Origin of the sequence: Pseudomonas sp. R38(2017), assembly GCF_002112395.1 — a bacterium.
Classification (GTDB): Bacteria; Pseudomonadota; Gammaproteobacteria; order Pseudomonadales; family Pseudomonadaceae; genus Aquipseudomonas.
Genome location: NZ_NEHN01000001.1, coordinates 513,712 through 529,468, shown reverse-complemented (window position 1 = coordinate 529,468; position 15,757 = coordinate 513,712). Strand labels below are relative to the sequence as shown.

The window sequence follows — 15,757 nt, the reverse complement described above, 5'->3', positions numbered from 1 at the left end:
CATAGAGCAGGCGTGCAGACATGATTAAGCCTCGGAGGATGCTTGCTTATAGTTGTAGCCGATCGGGTGCGGCATGTTGCGCGCTTTTGCCAGTTCGATCTGCTTTTGCCGGTCGATGGCGCTGCGGCGGGTCTTCTCGCTCAGGCTGTTCCAGCAATGCGGGCAACTGATGCCGGCCACGTAATGCTCGGAGGCCCGATCCTCGACGCTGACCGGGGTGCGGCAGGCATGGCACTGATCGTAGTCGCCTTCGCTCAGGTCATGGCGCACGGTCACGCGGTTGTCGAACACGAAGCAGTCGCCCTGCCATTTGGTTTCTTCCTGCGGCACCTCTTCGAGGTACTTCAGAATACCGCCCTTGAGGTGGTAAACCTCTTCGAAGCCTTCGCCCAGCATGTAGCTCGACGCCTTCTCGCAGCGGATGCCACCGGTGCAGAACATCGCGACCTTCTTGTGCACGGCCGGATCGAAGTGTTCTTTGATGTAGTCGGGGAATTCGCGAAAACTGGTGGTTTTCGGATCAATGGCGCCTTCAAAGGTGCCGATCGACACTTCGTAGTCGTTGCGGGTGTCGATCAACAACACTTCCGGATCACTGATCAGCGCATTCCAGTCCTTTGGATCGACGTAGGTCCCGACCTTCTTGTTCGGATCGACGCCTTCGACCCCCAGGGTCACGATCTCTTTCTTGAGCTTGACCTTGGTCCGGTAGAACGGTTGTTCGTCGCAGTAAGATTCCTTGTGGTCGATGTCGACCATGCGCGGATCGTTGCGCAGCCAGGCCAGCAGGCCGTCGATACCTTTACGGCTGCCGGAAACCGTGCCGTTGATGCCTTCTTCGGCAATCAGCAGAGTGCCTTTGATGCCGTTGTCGACCATCGCTTGCAGCAGGGGCTCGCGCAGGTTGACGTAATCTTCAAGGGTGACGAACTTGTACAGTGCCGCCACGACAATCGGTTGTGTCATGGGTGTTTCTCCAGGTGGCTACCCTCGTAAAGGGTGAACCGGATGCGAAAAAAAACGCGCCGGGTCAGCGGCGCGTTGCGGATTCTAGCAAAAAACCTCAGTTCATTGCTGCAAGGCTCAATGCTTACTCCCGCCGGCACAGGTCGGCGATGCCGGAGCGGCGCCCACTTCTGCCCATTCCTGCGGCGTGTAGGTGTGCAGCGCCAACGCATGGAATTCGCCCATCAGCTCGCCGAGCGTGCCGTAGACTTTCTGGTGGCGCTTGACCCGGTTCAGGCCTTCGAACTGCGCGCTGACCACCACTGCCTTAAAGTGGGTCTGCAACCCGCGACTATGCATGTGGCTCTCGTCCAGCACCTGCAGATGCTCAGGCTGAAGCAGCGCCAGCGTCGATTCGATGCGTTGTTGCATGGTCATCACGAACTCCGCTTACTTCTTCTTCGCCGGAGCCGCGCCTTTCGGTGCCAGCTCGTTGGTCATGTCGTCCAGCAGCTTGTTGACCACAGGAACGGCGGGTTCCAGTTTAGCCTGGGTCATCTGGGCCGATTGCTGGGTCAGCTGCGGCATTTTTTCCAGGACTTTCTTGCCCAGGGGCGACTGGTAGAACGCGACCAGGTCTTTGAGTTCCTGCTCACTGAAGGTGCTGGTGTAGAGCTTGATCATGTCCGGCTTCAGCTTGTTCCAGCCAATGGCCTGGTCCAGGGCGGCGTTGGCCTTGGCCTGGTAGGTATCCAGTACGGCTTTCTTGGATTCCGGAGCCTTGGTCTGTTCAAAACGCTGGGCGAACATCTGCTGCACTTGCATGTACACCGGAGTGCCCAGCTTGTCAGCGTGCGCCAGGGTCAGGAAAGCTTCGGCACTGGCGTTGTGGCTGGCGGTATCGGCAAGCACCTGGCCGCTGGCGCAAACCAGGGCAACCGCGGTGCAGATGGCACGAAGACGAGTCATCGAGTTTCCTTTTCAGCTAGGCGAGGTAAAACCCCAAGGGCGACCATTCTGCGCCTGAATAACGCTGCGGCTCAACCCCCGGGCCTTGCCGCGCTTGATTGGCGGGGATTTGCCGGTCAACAATCGACCGGAGGGAACCACCCGGGCCGACACCGGCCTAAACTGCGCAAACAGACCAACAGGAGTGTGCACGATGAGCCGTATCGAAACCGACAGCCTGGGCCAGATCGAAGTCCCGGACGACGCTTACTGGGGCGCTCAGACGCAACGCTCGCTGATCAACTTCGCCATCGGTCAGGAACGCATGCCATTGCCGGTCTTGCACGCCCTGGCCCTGATCAAGAAAGCCGCGGCCCGGGTCAACGACCGCAACGGTGACCTGCCCGCCGACATCGCCCGCCTGATCGAACAGGCCGCCGACGAAGTGCTCGACGGCCAGCACGACGACCAGTTCCCGCTGGTAGTCTGGCAGACCGGCAGCGGCACGCAGAGCAACATGAACGCCAACGAAGTAATCGCCGGCCGCGCCAACGAACTGGCCGGCAATCCGCGCGGTGGCAAGACGCCGGTGCACCCGAACGATCACGTCAACCGCTCGCAGAGTTCCAACGACTGCTTCCCCACCGCCATGAGCATCGCCACTGCGCAGGCTGTGCAAACCCAACTGCTGCCGGCCATCGCCGAGCTGTCGGGTGGCCTGGCCGAGCTGTCGGCACGGCACATGAAACTGGTGAAAACCGGTCGCACCCACATGATGGACGCCACGCCGATCACCTTCGGTCAGGAGATCTCCGGCTTCATAGCGCAGCTGGATTACGCCGAACGGGCGATTCGCTCAGCGTTGCCGGCGGTGTGCGAACTGGCCCAGGGCGGCACCGCTGTCGGCACCGGGCTCAACTCGCCCCACGGTTTTGGTGAAGCGATTGCCGCCGAGCTGGCTGCACTTTCCGGTCTGCCGTTCGTCACCGCCCCGAACAAGTTCGCCGCCCTCGCCGGCCATGAGCCACTGACCACGCTGTCCGGCGCACTGAAAACCCTCGCCGTGGCGCTGATGAAAATCGCCAACGACCTGCGCCTGCTGGGCTCCGGGCCCCGCGCAGGTTTTGCCGAAGTGAAATTGCCGGCGAACGAACCGGGCAGTTCGATCATGCCCGGCAAGGTCAACCCGACCCAGTGCGAAGCGCTGTCGATGCTGGCCTGCCAGGTGCTGGGCAACGACGTGGCGATCGGTTTCGCCGCCAGTCAGGGTCACCTGCAGTTGAACGTGTTCAAACCGGTGATCATCCACAACCTGCTGCAATCGATCCGCCTGCTCGCCGATGGCTGCAGCAACTTCCAGCAGCACTGCATCGCCGGGCTTGAGCCGGATGCCGAAGTCATGGCGCACCACCTGGAACGTGGCCTGATGCTGGTGACGGCGCTGAACCCGCACATCGGCTACGACAAATCGGCGGAAATCGCCAAGAAGGCCTACAGCGAAGGGAAAACCCTGCGCGAGGCAGCGCTGGAGCTGGGCTATCTGACCGATGAGGAGTTCGATGCCTGGGTACGGCCGGAGAACATGATCGAGGCCGGGGCCAAGGGCTGAGTCATCCCGATCCTTCCCGTGCCCGGCGCGGGAAGGATCATCCGACCAACAGTTTCGCCCGCCGGGCCTTGAGTCCGGCAATCAGCGATGGCCCCAGTGCCACCAGCGCCGAACCCAGCACCACCAGCACCGCCCCGCCATACGCCAGCAGATTGATCTGCTCGGCGTGCACATACTCAGGCCACACCCCGGCCGCCACCGCTACCGCTGCGAACGTAACCAATGGCGTGATCGCAAGCGTCGCGCTGACCCGCGAAGCTTCCCAATGCGCCAGCGCCTCGGCAAACGCGCCATAGGCGATCAGGGTGTTCATGCAGCACGCCAGCAGCAGCCAGCCCTGCAACGGGCTCAACTCCAGCGCCTCCAGCGGATGGACCCAAGGCGTCAGCAACAAGGCGCAGAACAGGTAGATCACCATCATCACCTGCAGCGAATTCCACACTGTCAGCAGTTGCTTCTGCCCCAGCGCGTAAAAAGTCCAGACGGTCGAGGCCAGCAACACCAGTAACACGCCGGCGGTATAGTCAGACAAAGAGGTGAGCAATTCCGCGAGACGCTGATTGAAGAACAACGCGAACCCGATCAACAGCACCGCCAGGCCGATGCCCTGACCGATACTGAAGCGTTCCTTGAACACAAACAGACTGGCGATCAGCAACATGATCGGACCCATCTGCACCACCAGTTGCGCGGTGCCTGGGCTCAGCAGGTTCAGGCCCATCAGGTACAGCACGTAGTTGCCCACCAGCCCGAGCACCGCCATCAGCACCAGCCAGCCGCCCTTCGGCCCGAGCACCTTGCGACTCGGCAAGCGCTTTGTGGCCGCCAGATAAATGAACAGGCAACCACCGGACACCAGCAGGCGAAACCAGGTCACCGTGATCGGGTCCATCACCTGCAGCACCTGTTTGAGCTTGATCGGCAGGATTCCCCACAGAAACGCGGTCAACAAGGCCAGGAACATGCCGTACACCCAGCGACCAGACGAAACGTGCATGAGAACCCCGAAAGCCAATGACAGGAGCGCTCATTCTAGGCGCAGCGGCAAGCGCGACACAGGGACAGTTGCGCTCAAGCCGCAAATGAAACTGTGCAGGTCGCAGCATTAAATTGACGTGCTGCCGTTGATCGGTTCATGAAGCGCTGCAAGTGGTTCAGGCATAAGCTCTTTGGATGCCATCCAGCGCAGCACTCAAGGAGATCGATCATGTTCGGAATGCGCGCCCAGGACACCGCCCCCGCCACGCACTTTCGCAGCGACCGGGTGTGCCGGGTCAATGGCGAACTGTTTTTCAGCACCCGGGAGAACACCCTCGAAGGGCCGTTCGACAACCCCGAGAAAGCCGAGCAGGCAATCCGCGCGTACATCGCGCGGATGCAATTGCTGGATTCCGGCAGCCGGTCTTAGCGCACCGCTTCAAACAACCCGGTCGCGCCCATTCCGCCACCCACGCACATGGTCACAATCCCGTAGCGCAGATTACGTCGCTGCAACTCGCGCACCAGATGCCCGACTTGCCGCGAACCGGTCATGCCGAACGGATGGCCGATGGAAATCGAGCCACCGTTGACGTTGTACTTCTCGTTATCGATTTCCAGACGATCACGGGCGTACAGGCACTGCGAGGCGAACGCTTCGTTCAATTCCCACAGGTCGATGTCCGCCACCTGCAAACCTTTGGCCTTGAGCAGCTTCGGCACCGAAAACACCGGGCCGATGCCCATCTCGTCCGGCTCGCAACCGGCAACGGTGAAACCACGGAAAAACGCCTTTGGCTTGAGTCCCAGTTGCAGGGCTTTTTCCAGGCTCATCACCAGCGTCATCGAGGCGCCATCGGACAACTGCGACGAGTTGCCTGCCGTTACCGAACCATCCTCGGCGAACACCGGTTTCAGTCCGGCGAGGCTTTCATAGGTGGTATCCGGACGGTTGCAGTCATCGCGATCAACGATGCCGTCGAGGATCTGCACTTCACCGCTGTTCTTGTCTTCAACGCGGTACTTCACCGCCATCGGCACGATTTCATCGTTGAACAGGCCGGCTGCCTGCGCCTGAGCAGTACGGATCTGACTTTGCAGCGAGTAACGATCCTGCGCCTCGCGACTCACGCCATAACGGCGCGCCACCACTTCGGCGGTCTGGCCCATGGTGTAGTAGATGCCTGGCGTCTGCTGCTTGAGCAACGGGTTGATCAGGTGATCGGTGTTGACGCTTTTCAGGGTCAGGCTGATCGACTCGACGCCGCCGGCGACGATGATGTCGCTGCAACCCGATGCGATCTGGTTGGCAGCAATCGCAATCGCCTGCAAGCCCGACGAACAGAAACGGTTGAGGGTCATGCCCGCCGTGCCGGTGCCCAGTTGCGAAAGCACCGCCACGTTACGGCCGATGTTGTAGCCCTGGGCACCTTCGTTGGAGCCGGCGCCGACGATGCAATCCTCGACGCTGGCCGGGTCGACGTCGTTGCGCGACAGCAAGGCGTTTACACAATGGGCCGCCATGTCATCGGGGCGGGTCTGGTTGAACTTGCCGCGAAAGGACTTGGCCAGGCCGGTCCGCACGCTGTCGACGATCACCACTTCACGCATGGCATACCTCATTGTTACGTCAGTTGAGAGTGGACCGAGCATATGTCCACTCAATCGCCGACCGCGACAATCATTCACCTCGCGTATGCGTGCCCATCGGTTCAGTCCTTGTGCTTCTTGGCTCGTTTGTCGGACTTCTCGAAAGCTTCTTCCAGCGCACGGTTGATCGTGCGCAAGACCTTGACCCGGGCCCAGCGCTTGTCGTTGGCCTCAACCAGGGTCCAGGGGGAGATTTCGGTGCTGGTGCGGTCGACCATGTCGCCCACGGCGGCACGATAGGCGTCCCACTTGTCGCGGTTGCGCCAGTCGTCCTCGGTGATCTTGAAACGCTTGAAGGGGATTTCTTCACGCGCCTGGAAGCGCTCCATCTGCGTGTCCTTGTCGATGGCCAGCCAGAACTTGACCACGATCACTCCGGCATCGGCAAGTTGCTCTTCGAAGTCGTTGATTTCACCGTAGGCACGCATCCAGTCAGCAGTGCTGCAAAAGCCCTCGATCCGCTCCACCAGCACCCGGCCGTACCAGGAGCGATCGAACACGGTGAACTTGCCTCGGGCCGGAATGTGTCGCCAGAAACGCCACAGGTAAGGCTGTGCCCGCTCCTCTTCGGTCGGCGCGGCAATCGGCACGATGTTGTACTGACGCGGATCGAGCGCCGCCGCCACCCGACGGATCGCCCCGCCCTTGCCCGCCGCATCGTTGCCTTCGAATACCGCCACCAGCGCATGACGGCGCATGCGTTTGTCACGCATCAGGCCGGACAGTCGCGCCTGCTCGGTGATCAGTTGTTCCTCGTAATCTTTTTTGTCCAGGCTCTGGCTCAGGTCAAGACTGTCGAGCAGGTTCAAATGATCCACGGACGTCGCCAGCGGCTGGACATTGACCGCGTGCGGGTGCACATCCGGGCGCTTGAGGGCATTCTGCAATCCTTCGAGCAGGATCTTGCCCACTGTCAGGCTGCGAAAGTGCGCGTCCACCCCCTCGATGACATGCCACGGCGCATAGTCGCGGCTGGTTCGGCGCAAGACTCGCTCGCCGTATTTGACGAACTTGTCGTAGGTTTGCGATTGCTGCCAGTCCAGCGGGCTGATCCGCCAGCTGTGCAGCGGGTCGTCGGCCAACGCCTTGAGCCGCGCATTCATTTGCTTCTTGGACAGGTGAAACCAGAACTTGAAGATCAGCGCGCCTTCGTCGCACAGCATCTTTTCCAGGCGTTCGGCCCCGGCGATGGCCTGATCCAGTCGCGGATCCTTGAACAAGCCGTGGACCCTGCCCTGCAGCATCTGGCTGTACCAGTTGCCAAAGAAAATCCCCATCCGCCCCTTGGCCGGCAGCATCCGCCAGTAACGCCAGGCCGGTGGCCGCGCCAGCTCTTCATCGGTCTGCTGGTCGAAAGTACGCACTTCGATCAGACGCGGATCCATCCACTCGTTGAGCAATTTCACCGTCTCGCCCTTGCCGGCGCCTTCGATGCCGTTGATCAAAATGATCACCGGAAAACGCTTTTGCTGCTGCAACTCGAACTGGGCTTCCAGCAACGCTTCACGCAGGGCGGGCACGGCGGCGTCGTAGGTGTCTTTGTCGATGGCGTGACCGATTTCAGCGGATTCGAACATAGGGACGGCTCCTTCCAGGATTCAGCAAGACTAGCGGATTGGGCTCTGGCGCGGCACAGAAATTCCCGTTGGCGGCGGATTGTCCTTGAGTGATCTTCAGCCAGGCTTGCCATGGATCAAGCGCCGCCTGCGTGATCGGCTAGAATGGCCGCCTTGTCGTTGCCGAGCCTGCCATGAAACCTGTAATGCCCCACGCCCAAATCGACTGGGATGACCAGGGACGCCCGCGTTCGCGAGTGTTCGACGATGTGTATTTTTCCGACCAGTCGGGGCTGGATGAAACCCGCTACGTGTTCCTCGAACAAAACCGTCTGGCCGAGCGTTTTGCCGCGCTGCCGGCGGGTGGGCGACTGGTGATCGGTGAAACCGGCTTCGGCACCGGGCTGAATTTTCTCTGCGCCTGGCAGTTGTTCGAACAGCATGCGGTGGCCGGTGCGCGGCTGCATTTCGTCAGTGTCGAAAAGTTTCCGTTGAGCCCTGCTGATCTACAGCGAGCCCTCTCGTTGTGGCCCGACCTGAAGCAATTCTCCGATCGGTTGCTCAAGCATTACGTGGCGATCCATCAGGGTTTCCAACGCATTGTTCTGGATAACGGCCGAGTCACTCTGACGCTGCTGATCGGTGATGCGCTGGAACAGTTGCCGCAACTGGACGGCCAGATCGACGCCTGGTTTCTCGACGGTTTCGCGCCGGCGAAAAACCCGGAGATGTGGACCGCCGAACTGTTCGCCGAACTGGCGCGATTGGCGGCGCCCGGTTCGACCATCAGCACTTTTACCAGCACCGGTTGGGTACGACGCCTGCTCAACGCTGCTGGCTTCAAGATGAAGCGCACCCCGGGCATCGGCCACAAGTGGGAAATTCTGCGTGGCGAATTTCTTGGCTGGCCTGAGGATGTTCCGCTACCGGCGGCAGTAAAACCGTGGTTCGCCCGCCCTGCTCCTGTCACGGGAGAGCATCGTGCACTGGTGATCGGCGCCGGTCTGGCCGGTTGCGCCACGGCGGCCAGCCTCGCGGCGCGGGGCTGGCAGGTCAGTCTGCTGGAGCGACATGACGCGGTGGCCCGGGAAGCCTCGGGCAATCCTCAAGGCGTGCTGTATCTGAAACTGTCGGCCCACGGCACAGCACTTTCGCAGTTGATCGTCAGCGGTTTCGGCTACACCCGCCGCCTGTTGGAAACCCTGCAACGGGGTACCGACTGGGACGACTGCGGCGTGCTGCAATTGGCGTTCAATGAAAAGGAGCGCGAACGTCAGGCGCAACTGGCGGCCGCGTTTGCGGAAGACCTTCTTCAATGGCTTGATCAACCCGAAGCGCAGGCCCGTGCCGGGGTCGGTCTGGCCCATGGCGGTTTGTACTATCCCGAGGGCGGCTGGGTGCATCCGCCGGCATTGTGTCAGGCGCAATCCGCACAACCGGGGGTCACGCTGCTCACCCATCAGGAAGCCGTGGAACTGCGCAAGGTCGACGGCCAGTGGCAGGCCTTCGACGGTGGTCGATTGATCGCAACAGCACCTGTCGTGGTGTTGGCGGGTGCCGCTGAGATCAAGCGTTTCCCCCAGAGTGCCGACCTGCCCCTCAAACGGATTCGCGGACAAATCACCCGACTGGCAGAGACTACACAAAGCCAGGCGCTGGCCACCGTGGTGTGCGCCGAAGGTTATGTCGCACCGGCACGCTTGGGCGAGCATACCCTCGGCGCCAGTTTCGATTTCAACAACGACGACCTGACCCCGACCACCGCCGAACACCTGGGCAATCTGGCGATGCTCGAAGAAATCTCCACGGATCTGGTCGCACGCCTGCACATCAGCGAACCCGACACCGACCGCCTCGAGGGTCGCGCCGCCTTCCGTTGCACCAGTCCCGACTACCTGCCGATTGTCGGCCCGCTCGCCGATCACGAAGCGTTCACCGACGCTTATCGCGCCTTGAGCAAGGATGCCCGGCAAGTGCCGGACATTCCTTGCCCATGGCTGGACGGTCTATACGTCAACAGCGGTCATGGTTCACGCGGATTGATCACCGCGCCACTGTCTGGCGAGTTGCTGGCCGCGTGGCTCGATAACGAACCGCTGCCTCTGCCTCGCAGCGTGGCCGAAGCCTGTCATCCCAACCGGTTTGCCCTGCGCCGTCTGATTCGTGGCAAATGAACTCGAGCACAATCAGTCAGTGGGCACAATGCAACCGGTAAGGTCGACACGCTTATAACTGATCGTTCTAAAACTCCCACATCCGTGCCGGGTCAGTTTCTGGGTACCGGCCATTTCGGCGCGGTTCAGCAACACCCTCCCCAACGGAAAAACCGGTAAGGATTTTATGTGCGGATTAGCTGGCGAGTTACGCTTTGATCAACAACCTGCAGACCTTGCAGCCATAGAGCGAATCACCCATCACCTGGCCCCTCGCGGCCCCGACGCGTGGGGCTTCCATGCCCAGGGACCGATTGCCCTGGGCCATCGACGCCTGAAAATCATGGACCTGTCGGACGGCTCGGCGCAGCCGATGATCGACAGTCAACTGGGCCTCTCCCTGGCCTTCAATGGCGCGATCTACAACTTCCCGGAACTGCGTGCCGAACTCGAGGCGCTCGGTTATGCGTTTTACTCGGGCGGCGACACCGAAGTGCTGCTCAAGGGTTATCACGCCTGGGGCGAAGCGCTGCTGCCGAAACTCAACGGCATGTTTGCCTTTGCCATCTGGGAGCGCGATGCCCAGCGCCTATTCATTGCCCGCGACCGCCTCGGTGTGAAGCCGCTGTACCTGTCACGCAACGGTCAGCGCCTGCGTTTTGCGTCAGCCCTGCCGGCACTGCTCAAGGGCGGCGACATCAACCCGATCCTCGATCCGGTGGCGCTCAACCATTACCTGAATTTCCACGCCGTGGTGCCTGCGCCGCGCACCTTGCTGGCCGGCATCGAAAAGCTGCCGCCAGCAACCTGGATGCGCATTGAAGCGGACGGCACCACCGGGCAGAAAACCTGGTGGACCCTGCCCTACGGCCCACACGACGACGAGAAGAATCTGACCCTGGAAGACTGGCGTGACCGCGTACTCGACAGCACCCGCGAAGCCGTAGCGATCCGCCAACGTGCGGCAGTGGATGTCGGCGTATTGCTTTCCGGCGGTGTCGATTCGAGCATGCTGGTGGGTCTGCTGCGCGAAGTCGGCGTGGAAGATCTGTCGACTTTTTCCATCGGTTTCCAGGATGCCGGTGGCGAACGCGGTGATGAGTTTCAGTACTCCGATCTGATCGCCAAACATTACGGCACCCAGCACCACCAACTTCGTATCGACGAAAAAGAGATCATCGAGCAACTGCCCGTCGCGTTCCGCGCCATGAGCGAGCCGATGGTCAGCCACGACTGCATCGCCTTCTATCTGCTGTCCCGTGAAGTGGCCAAGCACTGCAAAGTGGTACAGAGCGGCCAGGGTGCCGACGAGTTGTTTGCCGGCTATCACTGGTATCCGCAAGTGGACGGTGCAGCCGATCCGTACGCGGCCTATCGCGAAGCGTTTTTCGACCGTAGCTACGACGATTACGCCGCCACGGTGCAGCCGAAGTGGCTGACAGCCAATGACGCTGCCGGCGACTTCGTGAAGGAACATTTCGCACAACCCGGCGCCGATGCGGCAGTCGACAAGGCCCTGCGTCTGGACAGCACGGTGATGCTGGTGGACGACCCGGTCAAACGCGTCGACAACATGACCATGGCCTGGGGCCTGGAAGCGCGCACACCGTTTCTCGACTATCGCCTGGTGGAATTGTCGGCCCGTGTTCCAGGCAAGTTCAAACTGCCTGATGGCGGCAAACAGGTCTTGAAAGAAGCCGCGCGGCTGGTCATCCCGAGCGAGGTGATCGACCGCAAGAAGGGTTACTTCCCGGTGCCCGGCCTCAAGCACCTGCAAGGCGAAACCCTGAACTGGGTGCGCGAACTGCTGCTCGATCCGAGCCAGGATCGCGGTCTGTTCAACCCTGCCATGCTCGACAAATTGCTGACCGACCCACAAGGCCAGTTGACCCCGCTGCGCGGCTCCAAGCTGTGGCAGCTGGCGGCTCTGAATCTGTGGCTCAGCGAACAAGGAATCTGATCGATGAAACCTCACGCCACGGCTTACAGCCAACGGCTGCTACGCGGTCAGACACCGTCCTATGAACGTTTGCAGGCGCGTCTGGCCGAGGATGGCAACCAGCCGAGTGCCGAGCCGATTGCCGTGCATTGCGGCTGGGGCCGGTTGCTGATCGGCCACACCTTCCCTGACCCCGCCAGTCTTGCTCGAGAGTTGCTCAACGAGCAGCCCGGCGAGCGCGACATCGCCCTGTACGTGGCCGCACCACAGCAAATTCTCGGTCTGGAGCCGACTCAACTGTTTCTCGACCCCTCCGATACGTTGCGTCTGTGGTTCAGCGATTACCGTCAGGCCACACGGGTGTTTCGCGGCTTCCGCATCCGTCGTGCTCAAAGCGAAGAGGACTGGCAGGCGATCAATCAGCTGTATCAGGCGCGCGGCATGTTGCCGATCGATGCCACCCTGCTCACTCCACATCATCGGGGCGGGCCGGTGTATTGGCTGGCCGAGGACGAGGACAGCGGCGCGGTGATCGGCAGCGTCATGGGCCTCAATCATCAGAAGGCTTACAACGACCCGGAAAACGGCAGCAGCCTGTGGTGCCTGGCGGTCGATCCGCAGTGTTCGCGTCCCGGGGTCGGTGAAGTGCTGGTGCGACATCTGATCGAACACTTCATGAGCCGCGGTTTGAGCTACCTGGATCTGTCGGTGTTGCACGACAACCGTCAGGCGAAGAACCTCTACGCCAAACTCGGTTTTCGCAACCTCTCGACCTTCGCCATCAAGCGCAAGAACGGCATCAATCAGCCGCTGTTTCTCGGTCCCGGACCAGAGGCAGATTTCAATCCCTACGCGCGGATCATCGTCGAGGAAGCCCATCGACGTGGCATCGATGTGCAAGTGGACGATGCCGATGCCGGGCTGTTCACCCTCAGCCACGGCGGTCGCCGGGTACGTTGCCGCGAATCTCTGAGCGACCTGACCAGTGCCATCAGCATGAATCTGTGCCAGGACAAAAGCCTGACCCATAAAGTGCTGAAAAACGCCGGGTTGAATGTGCCTTCACAGCAACTGGCGGCGAACGCGGACGACAATCTGGCCTTTCTCGACGAGCACCAGCGGGTGGTGGTCAAACCGCTCGACGGTGAACAAGGCCATGGCGTGGCGGTGGATCTGCAAAGCATCGAAGAGGTGCAGAAGGCCATCGACTCAGCGAAACAGTTCGACAGCCGTGTGCTGCTCGAAAGCTTCCACGAAGGCCTCGACCTGCGGATTCTGGTGATCGGTTTCGACGTAGTCGCCGCTGCGATCCGCCGGCCTGCCGAGGTGGTCGGTGACGGTCATCACTCCATCGGCGCCCTGATCGAAGCCCAGAGCCGCCGCCGGCAAGCGGCCACCAGCGGCGAAAGCAAAATCCCGCTGGACCACGAAACCCAGCGCACCCTGCACGCGGCAGGTTATGACTACAGCAGCATCCTGCCAGCCGGCGAACATCTGTTCGTGCGGCGTACGGCGAACCTGCACACCGGCGGCACTCTGGAAGACGTGACGGCCATTCTGCATCCGACCCTGGTCGATGCCGCCGTACGTGCGGCGCGAGCGCTGGACATTCCGATGGTCGGGCTCGACCTGATGGTGCCCGCTGCCGATCAGCCGGAGTACGTGTTCATCGAAGCCAACGAACGGGCCGGCCTGGCCAACCATGAGCCGCAGCCGACGGCCGAACGGTTTGTGGATCTGTTGTTTCCACACAGTCAGCCGGCCGTTTGATCCCTCTTCTGCGTCATTCCCGCACCCAACGCGGGGATGGCGCTCCGCAACAGGAGTTTCCATGACCACCCAAATTCCCGAACCGGATCTGAACTACCTGCAAAAAGTCCTGCTGGAGATGCTCGCCATTCCCAGCCCTACCGGGTTCACCGACACCATCGTGCGTTACGTTGCCGAGCGGCTGGAAGAACTCGGCATCCCCTTCGAAATGACCCGTCGCGGCACCATCCGAGCCACCCTCAAGGGCAAGAAAAACAGCCCCGACCGCGCCGTATCGGCGCACCTGGACACCATCGGTGCCGCCGTGCGCGCGGTGAAGGACAACGGGCGCCTGACCCTGGCGCCGATCGGTTGCTGGTCGAGCCGTTTCGCCGAGGGCAGCCGCGTCAGCCTGTTCACCGACAACGGCGTGATCCGCGGCAGCGTGTTGCCGCTGATGGCGTCCGGGCACGCCTTCAACACCGCCGTCGACGAAATGCCGATCAGCTGGGATCACGTCGAACTGCGCCTGGACGCCTACTGCGCGACCCGCGCCGATTGCGACTCGCTGGGTATCTGCGTGGGGGATGTGGTGGCGTTCGATCCGCTGCCGGAGTTCACCGAAAGCGGTCACATCAGCGCCCGACATCTGGACGACAAGGCCGGGGTCGCCGCGTTACTGGCAGCACTGAAAGCAATCGTCGACAGCGGTCAGGAGTTGATGATCGACTGCCATCCGCTGTTCACCATCACCGAGGAAACCGGCAGCGGCGCGGCGGCGGCCCTGCCGTGGGATGTCAGCGAGTTTGTCGGGATCGATATCGCGCCGGTCGCGCCCGGCCAGCACTCCAGCGAGCACGCGGTGAGCGTGGCGATGCAGGATTCCGGTGGGCCCTACGACTATCATTTGTCGCGGCATCTGCTGCGGTTGGCTGGCGAAAACGAGTTACCGGTGCGGCGCGACCTGTTCCGCTATTACTTCAGCGACGCCCATTCGGCCGTCACCGCTGGCCACGACATTCGCACCGCCCTGCTCGCCTTCGGCTGCGACGCGACCCACGGCTATGAACGCACGCACATCGACAGTCTGGCGGCGCTCAGTCGTTTGCTGGGGGCGTACATCCTTAGTCCGCCGGTGTTCGCCAGCGACGCACAACCGGCCAATGCGTCACTGGATCGCTTCAGTCACCAGATCGAACACGAGACACAAATGGAAAGCGACACCCGGGTGCCGTCAGTGGACAGCCTGGTGGGGCAACGCTCGGACAGTTGAGTCTGGCCCTCGGCGGTCATTCGCCGTAGCATCCCGACATTGATTTAGCCGAGGTGCCCATGCTGATTCCCTACGACGCGCTCGAAGTCGACACCCTAACCCGCCTGATCGAGGATTTCGTCACCCGCGACGGCACCGACAACGGTGACGACACCCCACTGGAAACCCGCGTGTTGCGGGTTCGCCAGGCCCTGACCAAAGGCCAGGCGCTGATCGTCTTCGATCCGGAAAGCGAGCAGTGCCAGTTGATGCTCAAGCACGACGTGCCCAAGCACCTGTTCGACTGAAACGGTCAGCGGCCCTTGCCGTTGACCTGTTTGCGCTGGATCCGCTCGTAGACTTCGGCACGGTGCACGTTGACCTGCTTAGGCGCCTCGACGCCGAATCGCACGCTGGAGCCATTGACCGCCAGAACGCGCAAAGTGATGTTGTCGCCGATGGAAATCAGTTCACCGACAACACGGCTGAGTACAAGCATGGGGGTGTCCTTCAAGGTTTTCGAGCCTTGAAGATGCGCGGCTTTCGAGCGCCCTACAATGCGCTGCGGGCAAATCAGTCAAACCCTACACCCTCAGGCGCTTCAGCCTTCAGACGTTTCCTTCAAGTCGGTGCTTCAGGTCGCCGAAAACCGTGGCCCGAACAGAATCACGCTGGCCCCGATCACGCACAAGGCAACTCCGATCCAGTCCGAACCCAGCGGACGGATGCGCTCGACCACGGCCAGCCAGCCAATCGAGGCAATGATGTAGATGCCACCGTAAGCGGCATAGGCGCGACCGGCGTAGGTCGCTTCAACACGCGTCAACAACAGTGCAAACAAGGTCAGGCTGAGCAGCGCCGGGATCACCCACAAGGCGCTCTTGCCCTGGCGCAACCACATCCAGAAGGCGAAACAGCCGGCGATTTCGAACAACGCGGCGAGGAAAAACCACAAGTAGTTGAGCATGCAGATGACTC

At 61.5% G+C, this 15,757-nt stretch carries 15 protein-coding genes; 7 read left to right on the top strand and 8 right to left on the bottom strand.

Annotation, left to right across the window (positions count from 1 at the left end; all coding sequences use genetic code 11):
- Positions 1-24 precede the first annotated feature (24 nt).
- From CAF87_RS02585 to CAF87_RS02575, 3 genes are all read right to left on the bottom strand, one after another.
- Positions 25-966 (bottom strand): rhodanese-related sulfurtransferase, encoded by a 942-nt coding sequence (locus CAF87_RS02585; protein ID WP_085730507.1) that lies wholly within the window; start codon positions 964-966, stop codon positions 25-27.
- Positions 967-1,083: 117 nt separating this feature from the next.
- Positions 1,084-1,383, bottom strand: a complete 300-nt coding sequence (locus CAF87_RS02580) for a BolA family transcriptional regulator (protein WP_065257175.1) — start codon at positions 1,381-1,383, stop codon at positions 1,084-1,086.
- A 12-nt stretch (positions 1,384-1,395) separates the two neighbouring features.
- Positions 1,396-1,914 carry a DUF2059 domain-containing protein gene (locus tag CAF87_RS02575; RefSeq protein ID WP_085730506.1) on the bottom strand — a complete coding sequence of 173 codons (519 nt, stop codon included), beginning with the start codon at positions 1,912-1,914 and terminating at the stop codon, positions 1,396-1,398.
- 193 nt (positions 1,915-2,107) lie between these two features.
- On the opposite strand from CAF87_RS02575, the gene CAF87_RS02570 reads away from it, so the two are divergent.
- Positions 2,108-3,502, top strand: coding sequence for a class II fumarate hydratase (locus tag CAF87_RS02570; protein WP_085730505.1), 1,395 nt, complete (start codon positions 2,108-2,110; stop codon positions 3,500-3,502).
- 37 nt (positions 3,503-3,539) lie between these two features.
- On the opposite strand, the gene CAF87_RS02565 is transcribed toward CAF87_RS02570, so the two are convergent.
- Entirely contained in the window at positions 3,540-4,499 is a 960-nt protein-coding gene (locus CAF87_RS02565) for a DMT family transporter (RefSeq protein ID WP_085730504.1), read from the bottom strand.
- Positions 4,500-4,709: 210 nt separating this feature from the next.
- Here CAF87_RS02565 and CAF87_RS02560 point away from each other — a divergent pair, with 210 nt between their 5' ends.
- Positions 4,710-4,910 carry a DUF6316 family protein gene (locus CAF87_RS02560; protein ID WP_085730503.1) on the top strand — a complete coding sequence of 67 codons (201 nt, stop codon included), beginning with the start codon at positions 4,710-4,712 and terminating at the stop codon, positions 4,908-4,910.
- On the opposite strand, the gene CAF87_RS02555 is transcribed toward CAF87_RS02560, so the two are convergent.
- Positions 4,907-6,091, bottom strand: coding sequence for a thiolase family protein (locus tag CAF87_RS02555; RefSeq protein ID WP_085710837.1), 1,185 nt, complete (start codon positions 6,089-6,091; stop codon positions 4,907-4,909). The two genes, CAF87_RS02560 and CAF87_RS02555, sit on opposite strands and share 4 nt — an antisense overlap.
- A 101-nt stretch (positions 6,092-6,192) precedes the next feature.
- Positions 6,193-7,707: a polyphosphate:AMP phosphotransferase gene (gene pap / locus CAF87_RS02550; RefSeq protein ID WP_085730502.1), complete on the bottom strand. Its 1,515-nt coding sequence runs from the start codon at positions 7,705-7,707 to the stop codon at positions 6,193-6,195.
- Positions 7,708-7,880: 173 nt separating this feature from the next.
- On the opposite strand from pap, the gene mnmC reads away from it, so the two are divergent.
- The 5 genes from mnmC to CAF87_RS02525 all read left to right on the top strand — a co-directional run bounded on the left by mnmC (position 7,881) and on the right by CAF87_RS02525 (position 15,087).
- On the top strand, positions 7,881-9,860 hold the full coding sequence (gene mnmC / locus CAF87_RS02545) for a bifunctional tRNA (5-methylaminomethyl-2-thiouridine)(34)-methyltransferase MnmD/FAD-dependent 5-carboxymethylaminomethyl-2-thiouridine(34) oxidoreductase MnmC (protein WP_085730501.1): 1,980 nt from the start codon (positions 7,881-7,883) through the stop codon (positions 9,858-9,860).
- Between the two features lie 166 nt (positions 9,861-10,026).
- On the top strand, positions 10,027-11,799 hold the full coding sequence (locus tag CAF87_RS02540; RefSeq protein ID WP_085730500.1) for an N-acetylglutaminylglutamine amidotransferase: 1,773 nt from the start codon (positions 10,027-10,029) through the stop codon (positions 11,797-11,799).
- 3 nt (positions 11,800-11,802) lie between these two features.
- Positions 11,803-13,548: an N-acetylglutaminylglutamine synthetase gene (gene ngg, locus CAF87_RS02535; RefSeq protein WP_085730499.1), complete on the top strand. Its 1,746-nt coding sequence runs from the start codon at positions 11,803-11,805 to the stop codon at positions 13,546-13,548.
- Positions 13,549-13,609: 61 nt separating this feature from the next.
- On the top strand, positions 13,610-14,800 hold the full coding sequence (locus CAF87_RS02530; RefSeq protein ID WP_085730498.1) for an osmoprotectant NAGGN system M42 family peptidase: 1,191 nt from the start codon (positions 13,610-13,612) through the stop codon (positions 14,798-14,800).
- A 59-nt stretch (positions 14,801-14,859) separates the two neighbouring features.
- A complete protein-coding gene (locus CAF87_RS02525) occupies positions 14,860-15,087 on the top strand; it encodes a YheU family protein (RefSeq protein WP_003192759.1) in 228 nt (75 codons plus the stop codon).
- A gap of 5 nt (positions 15,088-15,092) precedes the next feature.
- Here CAF87_RS02525 and csrA read toward each other — a convergent pair whose 3' ends face one another.
- Together csrA and CAF87_RS02515 are read right to left on the bottom strand one after the other, a co-directional pair.
- Positions 15,093-15,278 (bottom strand): carbon storage regulator CsrA, encoded by a 186-nt coding sequence (csrA, locus tag CAF87_RS02520; protein ID WP_085710894.1) that lies wholly within the window; start codon positions 15,276-15,278, stop codon positions 15,093-15,095.
- A gap of 135 nt (positions 15,279-15,413) precedes the next feature.
- Positions 15,414-15,746 (bottom strand): YnfA family protein, encoded by a 333-nt coding sequence (locus CAF87_RS02515; RefSeq protein ID WP_085710895.1) that lies wholly within the window; start codon positions 15,744-15,746, stop codon positions 15,414-15,416.
- Positions 15,747-15,757 lie beyond the last annotated feature (11 nt).